Origin of the sequence: Anaeromyxobacter sp. SG66, from assembly GCF_022690805.1 — a bacterium.
GTDB lineage: Bacteria > Myxococcota > Myxococcia > Myxococcales > Anaeromyxobacteraceae > Anaeromyxobacter > Anaeromyxobacter soli.
Window position 1 is genome coordinate 1 of sequence record NZ_JALCZC010000107.1, and the last position, 14,295, is coordinate 14,295.

The window sequence follows — 14,295 nt, forward strand, 5'->3', positions numbered from 1 at the left end:
GCCGCGATCGTCCCGGCCATGCCGCCGCCCACGACGAGCACCTCCGCCGCGACGGCGCGGGGGCTCACCACGGCGCCCCCGCCGCGGCGTGCGCTCCGCGCACGAGCTCCTCCTGCACGAGCTGGGCGCCGTCGAGGATCGGCCGCCGCTCGCGCCAGCCGGCGTCGAGCAGGTCGGCGAGCTCGGCGCGGACCTGCTCGGGCGACCACCCGAGCTCGCGCCCGGCGAGCTGCGCGGCGACGCGCGCGCAGTCGAGCCCGGCGCACGCGCCGACCGCGAGCCGGCAGCGCCGGCGCAGGTCCTGGAGCCGCCGCACCTGCTCGTGCCGCACGCAGTGGACGACCTCGGCGGCGAGGATGCCCTCGTCGCGGCAGAGGACGAGCCCGAGGCGCGGGTCCTCCTCCAGGAGCCGGAGGATCTCGCGCGCGCGGCCGCCGTGGCGGTAGACGAGCCGCGCCGCGATGGGCGCGGCGACCGGGTGCGCGCGCGCCAGGGCCGCCGGATCGGGGACCTCGTCGCCGCCCGGGAGCGGCTCCTCGTGCGTCCGGCACGGCACCGGCGCGCGCCCGAGGAGCGCCAGGATCCGGTCGGTGACCTCCTGCGACTGCGCCCGGTAGCTCGCGAGCTTGCCGCCCACGAGCGACAGGAGCCCGGCCCGGCCAAAGGCGGCGCCGTCGTGGAGCTGGTGCTCGCGCGAGAGCGCGTCCTCGTTCGGCCCGTAGGCGTAGATCGTGGTCCGCAGGCCGCACCAGGCGCGCGTGATGCGCGCGTTCCTCACCCCGGGGAGGAGCGACGCCGCCCCCTCGACGAGGTACTCGACCTCGTCGTTCGTCGCCTCCACGTCGTCCGGATCGCCGTAGTAGTCGTCGTCGGTGGTGCCGACGATCGACTCGTCCTCGTGCGGCATCACGAACATCTGGCGCCCGTCGACCGCCGAGAGGATGACGCCGTAGTTGGAGTAGCGGCGGTCGAGCGTGAGGTGGACGCCCTTCCCCGGCCGCATCGGCACCGCCGCGCCGCTCCGCCGGGCGAGCGCGGGCGACCACGCGCCGGTCGCGTTGAACACCACCGGCGCGCGCGCCTCCCCCTCCTCGCCCGTGAGCGCGTCGCGGAAGCGCACGCCGCGGACGCGCCCCCCCTCCGCGAGGATCTCCCGCCCCGCGGTCCAGGTGCGGAGCTCGGCGCCGTGCGCGCGCGCGGAGAGCGCGTTCAGGGCGCAGAGCCGGAACGCGTCGATGCCCCACTCGTCGAGCGTCACGGCGCCGCGGAGCCCGGGACGCAGCCCCGGCTCGAGCCGGTAGAGCTCCTCGGCCGAGAGGCGGGTCGAGGGCTTGCCGTGCTTCAGCGGCTGGAAGAGGTCGTAGGTCCCGACGTAGACCTCGGTCGCGTACCACGCCGCGCGGTCGCGCAAGGTCGCGCCCTCCGCGCGGGAGGTGAACGGCATGAGGAAGGGGATGCGGAAGAGCAGGTGCGGCGCGATCCGCTGGATGTACCCGGAGTCCCTGCACGCGAGCGCGGTGACGTGCCTGTCCGAGAGCATGTAGCGGATCCCGCCGTGGATCATCCCCGACGAGTTGCCGCTCGCGCCGACGCCGAAGTCCGCCTTCTCGAGGAGCAGGACGCGGAGCCCGCGCATGGCGCAGTCTCGCGCCGTGCCCGTCCCGTTCACGCCGCCGCCGAGGATGATGACGTCGTAGTCCATGCGCGCTCGGGGCCACCGCCCCGGCCAGGGTAACGCGCCGCGGCGGGCTGACCCCCCCTAATCTGCTGGGCCCGGGCACGCCCGCCAGCCTGCTCCCCCCACGGGGGTGGGCGGCTCGCCCGCCCCGCCGCGGTGCCGGCTCCGATCCGCGTCCCGGTTAGATCCGGACACGGAGGGTACATGCTCGGAAAGCCGCTCACGCTCCCCACCCCTGCCGAGGCGCTGCCCGGCCGCGATGAGCCCATCGAGGTCCCGGAGCTCCACTTCGTGAACCGGAACCGGATCGTTCCGCCCTGGCCGGAGGGCCACGCCGTCGCCGATCTCGGGCTCGGCTGCTTCTGGGGCGCGGAGCGCGCGTACTGGAGCCTCCCCGGGGTGTACGCGACGGCGGTGGGCTACCAGGGCGGGCTCACGCCGAACCCGACGTATCGCGAGGTCTGCACCGGCCGCACCGGCCACGCGGAGGTGGTCCGCGTGATCTACGACCCGGCGCGCATCTCGTACGACGAGCTCCTGCGCGTGTTCTGGGAGTCGCACGACCCGACCCAGGGAATGCAGCAGGGGAACGACGTCGGAACGCAGTACCGGTCCGCGATCTACGTCCACTCGGCGGCCCAGCGCCGCGCAGCGGAGGCGTCGCGCGACGCGTACGCGGCCGTGCTGCGCGAGGCCGGCCACGGCCCCGTCACCACTGAGATCCGCGACGCCCCGCGCTTCTACTACGCGGAGGCGTATCACCAGCAGTACCTGGCGAAGAACCCCGGCGGCTACTGCGGGCTCGGCGGCACCGGCGTGAGCTGCCCGGTGGGCACCGGCGTCGGGGCGGTGGGCACGCGCTGAAGGGCGGCCCGCGGAGCGCGCGAGGCCCTCAGGACGTGAGCCGCTTGCGCATGAGGACGTGCGGGACGCCCTCCTCCAGGAAGACCTCGCCCTCCCGGGCGAAGCCGCGCTTCGCGTAGAACCGCTCCGCCGGGAGCTGCGCGTGGACGGTCAGCTCCGCCACGCCGCGCAGCCGCGCCATCCGCTCGAGGTGCTCGAGCACCGCCGCGCCGACCCCGCGGCTCCGGTGCGACGCGGCGGTCGCCTGCCGGCCGAGCCGGCAGGTGCGCGAGTCCATCCGGACGATGCGGCCGGTCCCGACGCAGGTCCCGTCGGGCGCGAACGCGACGACGTGATCGGCGCTCGAGTCCTGCGCGTCCCGGTCGAGCGGGCGCGGGATGTTCTGCTCCTGCTCGAACACCGCGCGCCGCAGCGCGAACGCGGCGTCGCGATCCTCGGCCGTGGAGGCGAAGCGAACGAGGAAGTCCATGGCTGGAACGGTACCGGAACGGCCGCGGCCCGCGCCACCCTGCCGACCCTACTTGCCCGGGTCGTACGTCGACTTCACGTACACCTCGCGGAGCTGCTTCGCGTCCACGTCGCCCGGCGCGCCGGTCATGAGGTCCGTGCCCTTCTGCGTCTTCGGCCAGGCCACGACGTCGCGGAGCGACTCCGCGCCCGTGAGGAGCATGACGAGCCGGTCCATGCCGAGCGCGATGCCCCCGTGGGGCGGCGCGCCCATCTTGAGCGCCTCGAGGAGGAAGCCGAACTTGTTCTTCGCCTCCTCGTCCGAGATCCCCATCGCCTTGAACACCCGCGCCTGGACGGCCGGGTCGTGGAGACGGATGGAGCCCCCGCCGATCTCGAACCCGTTCAGCACGAGGTCGTAGCGGTAGCAGTTCACCCGGCCCGGATCGGTCTCGAGGTACTGGACGTCGGTGTCGTGCGGGCGCGTGAACGCGTGGTGCGCGGCGGCCCAGTGGCCGGACTCCTCGTCGTACTCGAAGAGCGGGGGGTTCACCACCCACAGGAAGCGCCACTGGCCACCGGAGCCGTACTCCGGGATGAGCCCCATGCGCTTCGCGAGGTGCACGCGCAGGTTCGCCATCACCGTGTGGACGACCGACTCCTTCCCGAACTGGAAGAGGAGGAGGTCGCCCTGCTGCGCACCGCAGGCGGCGTTGATGGCCTGGCGGAGCGCGGGCGTCACGGTCTTCGCGAAGGGCGACTGGGTCCACTCGCCCCCCTCGCCCACCTTCGCGCGGGCGAGCCCCTTCGCGCCCATGCCCTTCACGTACTCCTCGAGCTTGTCGATCTCGGTGCGCGAGAAGTTCGCCGAGGCGGGGACGCGCATCGCCTTCACGATCCCCTTCGCCTTCACCGCCTCCTCGAGGAGCGGCAGGCCGCCCCCGTCGTGCTGGCGGACGAGGTCGGTGAGGACGACGTGCGGCATGTCGAAGCGCAGGTCCGGCTTGTCGTTGCCGTACTTCGCCATCGACTCGTCGAACGGCATGCGCAGGAACGGCCGCGGCAGCTCGACGCCCAGGATGTCCTTCCACAGCCGGACGACGAGCCCCTCGATGACGTCGAAGATGTCGTTCTGCTCGACGAAGGACATCTCCACGTCGATCTGGGTGAACTCGGGCTGGCGGTCGAGCCGGAGGTCCTCGTCGCGGAAGCAGCGGACGATCTGGAAGTACCGATCGAAGCCCGCCATCATGTAGAGCTGCTTGAAGAGCTGCGGGCTCTCCGCCAGCGCGTAGAACTTGCCGGCGTTGAGGCGCGAGGGGACGAGGAAGTTGCGCGCGCCGCCCGGCGTGTACTTCACCATGAAGGGCGTCTCGAGCTCGAGGAAGCCCTGCTCGGTGAAGTGGTTGCGCGTGAGGTGATTCACGCGCGCGCGTGTCATGAGCGTCCGCTGCAGCGGCGCGCGGCGCAGGTCGAGGTAGCGGTACTGGAGCCGCTTCTCCTCGCTCGTCTCGATCTTGTCCTCGATCGGGAACGGCGTCGGCTCCGAGCGGTTGAAGATCTCGAGGTCGGTCGCGTGGATCTCGATCTCGCCGGTCTTGAGCTTCGGGTTCGCGTTCCCGCCGCGCGAGACGACCTTCCCGCGGACGCCGACGCAGTACTCGAGCCGGAGCTGCCCCGCGAGGTCGTGCACCTCGGGGCGGACGTCCTCCTCGAACACCACCTGCGTGACCCCTGCCCGGTCCCGCAGGTCGATGAAGACCGCTCCGCCGTGGTCGCGCCGGTTGTTCACCCACCCGAACAGGACGACGTCCTTGCCGACGTCCTCCCGGGTGAGATCACCACACGTGTGGGTTCGCTTGAGCTCGGTGATGAAACGCGACAATGGCAGCCTCCCTGCTGTGGGATCAGGCAGCTAACACCGCGGAACCTGGGAGGTCAAGCGTAGGGAGAGCTCGCTTTGCGCGTCGTTTCAGCGCCTCCACCGTCGCCGGGCGCGCGGCCGCCGGCCCGACGCCGCGGTTACCATTTTTCAGGGAGGAGCCTGCAATTCCGACAGCCGGGCGGGCCTCGCCTCCTCGCACCCGCACACGGGCGCCGTGAAGCCGGCTGGCCTCTTCATTGCAGAACCTGCGGGCGCCAAGGAGGCAGGGCCATGCGGGCTAACGAGGACGGTGGCGTGGCGGTGGACCCCATCTGCGGGCAGCCGGTCCTCGAGGCCGACGCGCAGGAGCTCGAGTACAAGCGGCGGCGCTACTTCTTCTGCTCCGAGCGCTGCCGCGCGCGCTTCGAGAAGCAGGCCGAGCGGATCCACGTGAACGAGCTCGCGAAGCTGGGCACGCTCTTCACCGATCGCCGCGCGAGCTGGGGCCTGGCCTAGGGGCCCTGGCCTCAGCCGGCGACGGGCGCTCCCGCGCGCTGCGCCGCCGCTGGGCGAACGTCCCTGAGCTTGAGCTGCAGCCTGCGCACGCCGTCCCACGCGTCGAAGCCGAGCGTGAACGCCGCCTCCACCGGGCCCGCGCACGCGGCGAGCCGGTCGCCCATCCCGAACCCGATCGCGTCGAGCCCGCGCCCGAGCGCGAGCTTCAGGTGGGCCTTGCTCGCCCCCACCGTGCGGGCGCGCCCGGCCGCGCCGCGCAGGGCGAAAACCGGCTCGGGGTGCCCCGCGCCGAACGGGCCGAGGCGCGCGAGGTCCTCGACCGTGCGCTCGGTCACGTCCTGCTCCTCGAGCCAGCCGTCGATGCGGCAGCGCGGGACGAGGTCGTCGTCGGCGAGGTGCGCCGCCGCGTGCGCCTCGAAGGCGGCGCGGAACGCGTCGAGCCTGGCCCGCTCGACGGTCAGGCCCGCCGCGTGCCGATGGCCGCCGAAGCGGGCGAGGTGGCCCGCGCAGGCCGCGAGCGCGTCGTAGAGGTGGAACGCCTCGATCGAGCGGCCGCTGCCCTTCCCCGCGCCGTCCTCGAGCGCGACGAGCACCGCGGGACGGTGGAACCGCTCGACGATGCGCGAGGCGACGATCCCCACCACGCCGGCGTGCCACCCGTCGCGCGCGAGCACGAGCCCGCGCGCGCCCGCGGCCACCCGCGCCGCCGCGTCCGCCGTCGCCTCCTCGAGGATCCGCCGCTCGATCTCCTGGCGCGCCGCGTTCTCGCGATCGAGCTCCTCCGCGAGCGCGCGCGCCGTCGCCTCGTCCTCCGCGAGCAGGAGCCTCACGCCGCGCCCGGCGTCGTCGAGCCGGCCCGCCGCGTTGATGCGCGGGGCGAGCCGGAACCCCACCTGTCCGGCGGTGACCTCGCCCCCCTCGGCGAGGCCCGCCACCTGCTTCAGCGCGCGCAGCCCCGGGCGCCTCGTGCGCGCGATGCCCTCGAGGCCCCAGCGGACCAGGATCCGGTTCGCGCCGACGAGCGGCACGACGTCGGCGACGGTGCCGAGCGCGACGAGGTCGAGCGCGTCCTTGAGGTTCGGCTCCGGCCGCGCCGGGCCGAACCGGCCGCGGTCGCGGAGCGCGCGCCGGAGGGCCATCGCGAGCGCGAACGTGACGCCCACGGCGGCGAGCCCCTTCGACGGGTAGGCGCAGCCGGGCTGGTGGGGGTTCAGGATCGCGCGCGCGGCGGGGAGCTCGACGGGGACGGTGTGGTGGTCGACGACCACCGTGTCGAGCCCCAGCGCGGCGGCCGCGCGGACCTCCTCCACGCTCGTGATGCCGCAATCGAGCGTGACGAGGAGGCGCGCGCCCTGCGCGGCGAGCTTCTTCACCGCGTCGACGTTGAGGCCGTACCCCTCCACCAGCCGGTGCGGCGTGTAGGTCACGACGTCCGCGCCGGCGGCGCGCAGGAAGCCACAGAGCAGGGCCGTCGAGGTGACCCCGTCGACGTCGTAGTCGCCGTAGCAGGCGATCCGCTCCCCCGCCTCGACGGCCTGGACGAGCCGCGCGACCGCGGCGTCCATGCCCTTCATGGTGAACGGGTCGGGGAGGTCCGCGAGCCGCGCGGCGAGGAACCCCTCCGCCGCGTCCGCCGACAGGAAGCCGCGCGCCGCGAGGACCCGCGCCGCGACCGGGTGGAGCTTCAGCGCGGCGGCGAGCCGGGCGGCCGCCTCCGCGTCCACCGCCGTCTCGATCCACCTCCGCCGCTCCGCGCCGTCCACGGGAGGTCGATACCACGCGAGGGTGACAGCGCCCGCCCGGACGCCGGCCTTCGGTGCGCGGCCGCGCCTCGGCGCCGCGCGCCACGCCCCAAAGACGAGGGCCCCGCCGCCTCTCGGCGACGGGGCCCCGGATGCTTCTCGCGGGCGCGGCTACTTCTGCGCGGCGCGTCCCGCGGGCGCGGCGGGCGCCGCGGCGGACGGGGCGGCGCGGCTCTTCTTCTTCTTGTCCGCGAGCTCCTCGAGCCAGATGGTCATCGGAGCGGCGATGAACCAGGTCGAGTAGGTGCCGGAGACGATGCCGACCAGCATGGCGGCGGAGAAGTCGAAGATCGTCCCGACGCCGTACATGAGGAGGCCGACGAGCGAGAGCGCCGTCGCGAAGGACGTGAGGAACGTCCGGCCGAGGGTCTCGTTGATCGAGAGGTTCACGATCTCCGCGAGCGACTTGCCCTTGAACTTGGCGTGGTTCTCGCGGATCCGGTCGTAGACGACGACCGTGTCGTTCACCGAGTAGCCGACGACCGTGAGGATCACGGCGATCGAGGTGAGGTTGAACTCTCGCCCCGAGAAGGCGAAGTAGCCGAGCGTCACGATCGCGTCGTGGACGATCGCGATGACGACGCCGGGGCTGAACCGGAAGTCGAACCGCAGCCCGATGTACACGACGATGAGGCCGATCGCGTAGAGGACGGCCTTGAACCCCTGGTTGCGCAGCTCGCGGCCGACCGCGGGGCCGACGTACTCGACGCGCCGCACGTCGGGCTTCGCCTCCGCGAAGCGGGTCGCGAGGTCGTGCTCGATCTTCTCGCGGATGCCCTGCGTGATGACGGCGAACGACCGCGTGCCGGCCACGAGGCCCTGCTCGGCGCGCACCTCGCGGACGCCGATGCCGGCGCCCTCGACCGCGGCCTGGAGCTCCTGCGGGCTCGGAGGCTGCTTGAACTGGAAGTCGATCTTGTCGCCGATCTCCGGGTTGAAGCTCCAGCTCTGGATCGGGACCTTGGCCTGGACGGCGTCGACGACGCGCTTCACGTCCGCGTCGCTCATGAGCGCGATGCGCTCGACGCGGATGAGGAACGCGTTCTCGGACTCCGCGCCGTAGGTCTGCACCGAGGCGCCCTTGAAGCCGAGGTCCTCGATGCTCTTGCGGATGGCGCCCGGATCGACGGGCTGGCCGAACTTCACCTCCATCTCGGTGCCGCCCGCGAAGTCCACGCCGAAGTTGAGGCCGTGGATCGCGGGGACGGCCCAGAGGAGGACGGCGGCGTTGACGATGAGGGAGAGCGCCACCGCGATGTGGCGCTTCCCAACGAAGTCGAACTTCGTGCCGTGGGGGATGAGATCGAAGCTCTTGAATCGCATCACACGCTCAGGCGCGCCGTCTCGTGGCGCGTGAAGAACTCCATGAAGGCCCGGGTCACCACGATCGACGTGAACATCGACGCGACGAGGCCGATCGCGAGCGTCACGGCGAACCCGCGCACCGGACCCGACCCGTAGTTCATGAGGACGAGGGCCGCGACGAGGGTCGTGACGTGCGAGTCCACGATGGTCCAGAACACCTTGTCATAGCCCTGCTGGACCGCCTGCTTGATGGTCCGCCCCGCGCGCAGCTCCTCGCGGATGCGCTCGTTGATGAGCACGTTCGCGTCGACCGCCATGCCGAGGGTGAGGACGAAGCCGGCGATGCCGGGCAGCGTGAGCGTCGAGCCGATCATCGCCATGATCGCGAGGACGAGCAGGCCGTTCAGGACGAGCGCCACGTCGGCGACGAGCCCGCTCGCGCGGTAGTAGGCGACCATGAAGAGGAGCACGAGGCCGAGGCCGATGAGGGCGGCGACGGTGCCGCGCCGCACGAGCTCCGGCCCGAGCGTCGCGCCGACCGTGCGCTCCTCGGAGATCGTCACCGGGGCCGGGAGCGCGCCGGCCTTGAGGACGAGCGCGATCTGGTTGGCCTCCTCGAACATCTCCTGCGGGTTGCGCCCCGAGCCGAGCGTGATCTGCCCGTTCGTGGAGATCTCGCCCTGGATGTACGGCGCCGTCTCGACCTTGTCGTCGAGGACCGTCGCCATGCGCCGGCGCATGTTCTCGCTCGTCAGCTTCTGCATGAGGCGGCCGCCCTCGACGCTCATCGTGAACTGGACGAGCGGCCGGCCCGACTGGCCGAACTGCTGGGACTGGTCGATCGCGGCGCGCGCGTCGGCGATGTAGTCGCCGGTGAGCTCCGTCTTCGCGCGGAGGAGGTAGGTCCGGTAGTACTGCTGGCGCGTCGGGCCCTGGCCGACGGTGGCCTCGCCGATGCCGACGACGTTCTTCTGGGGGTCGAGGAGCGGCGTCGCCTTCTCCTGGATGAGCTTCTCGATCTCCGGCCGCGTGTTCGCGGCGAGGATCGTCACCGCGCGCGCGGTGCCGTTCGGCAGCTCGACGCTCTCGGTCGACCAGCAGCCGCCCTGCGGCAGCGGGATGCGGAAGCCGTCGGCGGTCGCGCAGGGCGTGAGCTGCCCGCGCAGCTGATCGAGGGCGGGGTTCTCGTCGTCGGTGATCTTGAACTCGAGCTGCGCGGTGCGGCCGAGCAGCTCCTTCGCCTTCTCCGGATCCTTGAAGCCGGGGAGCTGGATCTGGATCTGGTTGTTCGCCTTGCGCTTGATGTCGGGCTCGGAGACGCCCCACTTGTCGACGCGGTTGCGGATCGTCTTCTCCGCCTGCTCGACGGCCTTCGACTGGAAGTCACGGAGCACCGTGTCCTTGAAGGCGAAGGTGACCGCGCCGTCGACGACGCCCGGCGAGTACATCTCCTGGTCGTACGAGTCGAGGACCGAGGACTCGACCTGCTTCGGATCGGCGGCCTTCACCGCGACCCGCGTGCCGCCCGCGGTGGTGGTCACCGACTCGGCGGGGACGTTCTTCGACTTCAGGTACTCGGCGATCTCGTCGGCGCGGCGCGCGACCTTCGCCTTCACCGCGCGCTCCACGTCGACACCCATGGCGAGGTGGATGCCGCCCTGGAGGTCGAGGCCGAGGTTGAGGTGCTTCTGGGACGTCGGCGCCCAGCCGGGCACCGCGTGCTCGTACGCCTCGGTGCTGCGCTGGTCGGGCGGGAGCTTGAAGTAGAACCAGCTCGGGACGAGCTGCCACAGCGAGAAGAGCGCCACCGCGACGATGAGCGCGACGCGCCAGTACCAGGACCGTTCCATCTACTTCTTCGCCTCCGCCTTCACCGGGACGGACTCGACCTGCTTCCACTGCCCGGCGACCTGGCTCTTCAGGACCCTCAGCTTCGTCCCCGACCCCGCGTCGATCGTCACGGTGCGGTCCTCGACGAGGACGATCGTGCCGATGATTCCGCCCTGCGTGAGCACCTCGTCTCCCTTCTTCAGCTCGGAGATGAACTGCTTGTGCTGCTTCGCCTGCTTCGCCTGCGGGCGGAAGAAGACGAAGTAGAAGACGACCGCGATGAGGATGAAGGGCAGAAACCCCATGATGGGGTTCTGGGCCTGCCCCTCGGGCGCGGTCTGAGAGAAGAACGCGTGGAGGACGGGATGCATAAGTCTCCGCTGGGTACGGAAAGGGAAAAGCGCCGTCTTTTAGCGTGAGTTGGCGCCTTTCCGCAACCTCTTTCCGGCCGGGGGCCCGCCCGCTCGGCCGATGCCTGGGGCTATCCTGCGGCTTCTCGCCACGCCTCGAGCCGCTCCCTGCGGAACGCCTCGAAGCCGCCGGCGACGATGGCCTCCCGCGCGCCGGCGAGGAGCGAGAGGTAGAAGTGCAGGTTGTGCAGGGTGTTGAGGCGCAGGCCCAGGATCTCGCCCGCCTTGAACAGGTGGCGGAGGTAGGCCCGGGTGAACGTCCGGCAGGTGTAGCAGGCGCACGCGGGATCGACCGGCGACTCGTCGTCGGCGTGGCGAGCGTTGCGGATGACCACCTTCCCGCGGCTCGTGAAGAGCAGCCCGTTCCGGGCCGTCCGCGTGGGGAGCACGCAGTCGAACATGTCCACGCCCGCCGCGATCCCGGCGAGCAGGTCCTCGGGCGTCCCGACGCCCATCAGGTAGCGGGGCTTGCCCTCGGGCAGGAGCGGCGCGTCGCGCGCGACCCCCTCCCACATCTGCGCGGGCGCCTCGCCCACCGCGTAGCCGCCGAGCGCGTAGCCCGGCAGGTCCAGGAGCGCCGCGTCGGCGATCGCGCGGGCGCGCAGGTCCGCGTGCAGCCCGCCCTGCGCGATCCCGAAGAGCGCGCACGGCGTCCGCCCCTCCCCGCTCTTCCTCGCCTCGTGCTCCCGCCACGCCTCGCGGCAGCGGACGAGCCAGCGCTGCGTACGCGCGAGCGACGCCTCGTGATAGGCGCGGTCGGCGAGCGACGGAGGGCACTCGTCGAACGCCATGATGACGTCCGCCCCGAGCGCCTCCTGCACCTCGATGGCGCGCTCCGGCGAGAGGAAGTGGCGCGAGCCGTCGAGGTGCGAGCGGAAGGTGACGCCCTCCTCGGCGATGGTGACGAGCCCGGGGCCGGCGCGGTCGCGCCCCTCGGCGCCGCGCTCGCCCAGGCTGAACACCTGGAAGCCGCCCGAGTCGGTGAGCACGGCGCCGCTCCACGACATGAAGCGGTGGAGGCCGCCGAGCCGCTGGATGCGCTCGTGCCCGGGGCGCAGGAACAGGTGGTAGGTGTTCGCGAGGATGATGCCCGCGCCGAGCGCCTCGAGATCGCGCGGCTCGAGCGTCTTCACGGTGGCGGCGGTGCCGACCGGCATGAAGACGGGCGTCTCGATCGTGCCGTGCGGCGTCGACAGCCGGCCGCGGCGGGCGGCGCCGTCCTGCGCGAGGAGCTCGAACCGGATCACCGCGCGGGTGTCGTACGCGCGCCGCCGCCTGTCAAGCCGCGCGCGCCCCGCCCCTCGCCACGTCCGCGACGAGCGCCCTCCAGGCACGCCCCGCCCGTCCCTGGACCACGACGCGCAGCCCCACCGTCCGCTCACCCGCGCCGCCGGCCTGGTTCCAGCAGACGATCGCCCGCGCCGTCGGCGGGAAGAGCCCGGACCGCAGCTTCAGCGCGACCTCCTCCCCGACGAGGGGAAGCGCGCCCGGCCAGCGCATCGCGCAGCCGCCCTCGGCCACGTTCACGGTCGCGGTCTCGAAGAGGTTGCCGCCGTGCTCGACGACGATCCGCCGTGCCAGCACGTAGCGCGGCGCCCGCTCGCGGAAGCTCACCGGCTCACCGCGCGCGGCGGCGGCCAGGAACCCGGCGGCGGCGAGGCTGCCGCGATCGAGCTGGAGCTCGACGCCGGGAGGCAGCGCCGGCCGCCCGACGCGCCGCACGAGGGAGACCCGGCCGAAGAGGGTGGCGCGGATGGTCTGGCCGTAGATGCCGACGCGCAGGGCGACCTCGTCGCCCACGCGCGACTCCGAGAGCGCGGGCACGAACAGGCTGCCGTTCTCGGGCCGGAACCCAGCGAGGAACTGGGCCGGCTCGAGGCTCACCGACACGCTGTGCAATCCCGGCCCCCCGCTCCTTTCGACGCCGTTCGAGATCCTATAGCACGGGCGGACCTGGGCGGACGCTCCGTCAAGACGGCCGCGAGAGGAGCATGGCGTCGCCGTAGCTGAAGAACCGATATCGGCGCGCGACCGCCTCACGGTAGGCGGCGAGGACCCGCTCGGCCCCGCCGAACGCACACACCAGCATGAGCAGGGTCGAGCGCGGCAGGTGGAAGTTCGTGACGAGCGCGTCGACCGCGCGGAACCGATGGCCGGGACGGATGAAGAGCGTGGTGCGTCCGGAGCCCGCCGCGACGGCGCCGTCACGCCAGGCGCTCTCGAGCGTGCGCACCGAGGTGGTCCCGACGGCGACGATCCGGCCGCCGCGCGCCCGGCAGGCCGCGATGGCGGCGGCGGCCTCCGGCCGGACCTCGTACTGCTCCGCGTGCATCCGGTGGCCTTCGATGGAGTCGCCGCGGACCGGCAGGAACGTCCCGGGGCCGACGTGGAGCGTGACGGCCGTGCGCGCGACGCCGCGCGCCTCGAGCGCGGCGAGGACCGCCTCGGTGAAGTGGAGGCCCGCCGTCGGCGCGGCCGCGCTGCCGGGGGCGCGCGCCCAGATCGTCTGGTACCGCTCGCGGTCCGCCTCGGAGGGCGCGCGCCGGATGTACGGCGGCAGGGGGATCCGGCCCGCGCGCGCGAGCGCCGCCTCGAGCGCCTCGCCCTCGCGGTCGAGCGTCACGACGTAGAAGCCCTCGCCCTCGCTCGCCTCGACGCGCGCCTCCAGCTCGCCGAACGCGAGCGTGGTCCCCTCGCGGATCGGCTTCGAGGCCTGCCCCATCGCGCGCCAGCGCCGGCCGAGCCCGCCCGCGAGCGGCTCGCACAGGAGCAGCTCCACCTTGCCGCCGGTCGGCTTCGTCCCGACGAGCCGCGCCGGGATGACCTTCGTGTCGTTGAAGACGAGGAGATCGCCGGGGGCGAGCAGCGCCGGGAGCTCCGCGAAGCCGCGGTGCCGGAGCGGGCCGTCCGGCGGGACGACGAGCAGGCGCGAGGCGTCGCGCGGCTCTGCCGGCTCCTGCGCTACGAGCGCCTCGGGCAGACCGTAGTCGAAGTCCGAGAGTTTCATCTTTTGCCGGGGGATTGCGTCCCCCGCCCCGCCGAGCGAAGCTCGTCGGGGCCCCACCCCCGCTCGGCGGGGCCCGTGAACCTGCGCGCCCGCGTTCGCGGGGACGCGCAGGTTCCCCGCCGGAGGGGCTTCGCCCCTCCCGCGCTTCGCGCGGGGGCCCTCCCGCGGAGCTCGGGGGCTCCGCCCCCGCGTTTCGTATCCGAGATCATGTCCTCAATACATCCGCGCCACGTCCGCGCCCGGATAGTAGTGGAGGAGGATCTCGCGGTAGCCCTTCCCCTCGCGCGCGAGCCCGGCCGCGCCCCACTGGCAGAGGCCGGCGCCGTGCCCCTGCCCGCGGCCGTCGAAGACGAACGCCCCGCGCTCGGAGCGCAGGTCGAACGCGAGCGAGGGCAGGCGGGCGTAGCCGAGCCGCTGGCGCAGGTCGGTGGCGAGCACGGTCGCGCGCCGCCCTCCTGCGGAGATCTCGACCCGCTCCGCGCGGCCGCTCGCCGTCCGCGTCGAGACGCGCGCCTCGGTCGCCGCGCCGCGCAGGCCCGCGGCGGCGCCGAGCGCGCGCGCGTCGATCCGCG

The 14,295-nt window shown here is 72.9% G+C and carries 12 protein-coding genes and 1 pseudogene; 2 read left to right on the forward strand and 11 right to left on the reverse strand.

Annotated features, from left to right (window positions below):
- Positions 1–64 precede the first annotated feature (64 nt).
- Positions 65–1,702, reverse strand: coding sequence for a glycerol-3-phosphate dehydrogenase/oxidase (locus MNZ39_RS20010; protein ID WP_242340851.1), 1,638 nt, complete (start codon positions 1,700–1,702; stop codon positions 65–67).
- A 180-nt stretch (positions 1,703–1,882) separates the two neighbouring features.
- Between MNZ39_RS20010 and msrA the strand changes: the two genes are divergently transcribed.
- Entirely contained in the window at positions 1,883–2,542 is a 660-nt protein-coding gene (gene msrA / locus MNZ39_RS20015) for a peptide-methionine (S)-S-oxide reductase MsrA (RefSeq protein ID WP_242340852.1), read from the forward strand.
- A gap of 28 nt (positions 2,543–2,570) precedes the next feature.
- On the opposite strand, the gene MNZ39_RS20020 is transcribed toward msrA, so the two are convergent.
- Together MNZ39_RS20020 and aspS are read right to left on the reverse strand one after the other, a co-directional pair.
- Positions 2,571–3,011, reverse strand: coding sequence for a GNAT family N-acetyltransferase (locus MNZ39_RS20020; protein WP_242340853.1), 441 nt, complete (start codon positions 3,009–3,011; stop codon positions 2,571–2,573).
- A gap of 48 nt (positions 3,012–3,059) precedes the next feature.
- Positions 3,060–4,874 carry an aspartate--tRNA ligase gene (aspS, locus tag MNZ39_RS20025; protein WP_242340855.1) on the reverse strand — a complete coding sequence of 605 codons (1,815 nt, stop codon included), beginning with the start codon at positions 4,872–4,874 and terminating at the stop codon, positions 3,060–3,062.
- Between the two features lie 270 nt (positions 4,875–5,144).
- Here aspS and MNZ39_RS20030 point away from each other — a divergent pair, with 270 nt between their 5' ends.
- Positions 5,145–5,369: a YHS domain-containing protein gene (locus tag MNZ39_RS20030; protein WP_242340856.1), complete on the forward strand. Its 225-nt coding sequence runs from the start codon at positions 5,145–5,147 to the stop codon at positions 5,367–5,369.
- Between the two features lie 11 nt (positions 5,370–5,380).
- Here the strand turns inward: MNZ39_RS20030 and recJ are convergent, their stop codons facing one another.
- From recJ to MNZ39_RS20070, 8 genes and pseudogenes are all read right to left on the reverse strand, one after another.
- Complete coding sequence (gene recJ / locus MNZ39_RS20035) at positions 5,381–7,132, reverse strand: single-stranded-DNA-specific exonuclease RecJ (protein WP_242340857.1); 1,752 nt, start codon at positions 7,130–7,132, stop codon at positions 5,381–5,383.
- Between the two features lie 150 nt (positions 7,133–7,282).
- The gene (secF, locus tag MNZ39_RS20040) at positions 7,283–8,494 is read right to left on the reverse strand and encodes a protein translocase subunit SecF (protein WP_242340858.1); all 1,212 of its coding nucleotides are present in this window, start codon (positions 8,492–8,494) and stop codon (positions 7,283–7,285) included.
- On the reverse strand, positions 8,494–10,326 hold the full coding sequence (secD, locus tag MNZ39_RS20045) for a protein translocase subunit SecD (RefSeq protein ID WP_242340859.1): 1,833 nt from the start codon (positions 10,324–10,326) through the stop codon (positions 8,494–8,496). Before secD ends, secF begins: the two co-directional genes overlap by 1 nt.
- The gene (gene yajC, locus MNZ39_RS20050) at positions 10,327–10,677 is read right to left on the reverse strand and encodes a preprotein translocase subunit YajC (RefSeq protein ID WP_242340860.1); all 351 of its coding nucleotides are present in this window, start codon (positions 10,675–10,677) and stop codon (positions 10,327–10,329) included.
- A 110-nt stretch (positions 10,678–10,787) separates the two neighbouring features.
- Complete coding sequence (tgt, locus tag MNZ39_RS20055; RefSeq protein ID WP_242340861.1) at positions 10,788–11,963, reverse strand: tRNA guanosine(34) transglycosylase Tgt; 1,176 nt, start codon at positions 11,961–11,963, stop codon at positions 10,788–10,790.
- A gap of 31 nt (positions 11,964–11,994) precedes the next feature.
- Complete coding sequence (locus MNZ39_RS20060) at positions 11,995–12,606, reverse strand: PilZ domain-containing protein (protein ID WP_242340862.1); 612 nt, start codon at positions 12,604–12,606, stop codon at positions 11,995–11,997.
- Between the two features lie 79 nt (positions 12,607–12,685).
- A complete protein-coding gene (gene queA / locus MNZ39_RS20065) occupies positions 12,686–13,723 on the reverse strand; it encodes a tRNA preQ1(34) S-adenosylmethionine ribosyltransferase-isomerase QueA (protein WP_242340863.1) in 1,038 nt (345 codons plus the stop codon).
- Positions 13,724–13,936: 213 nt separating this feature from the next.
- Positions 13,937–14,295: pseudogene (locus tag MNZ39_RS20070) on the reverse strand (stage II sporulation protein SpoIID); the annotation flags it as partial.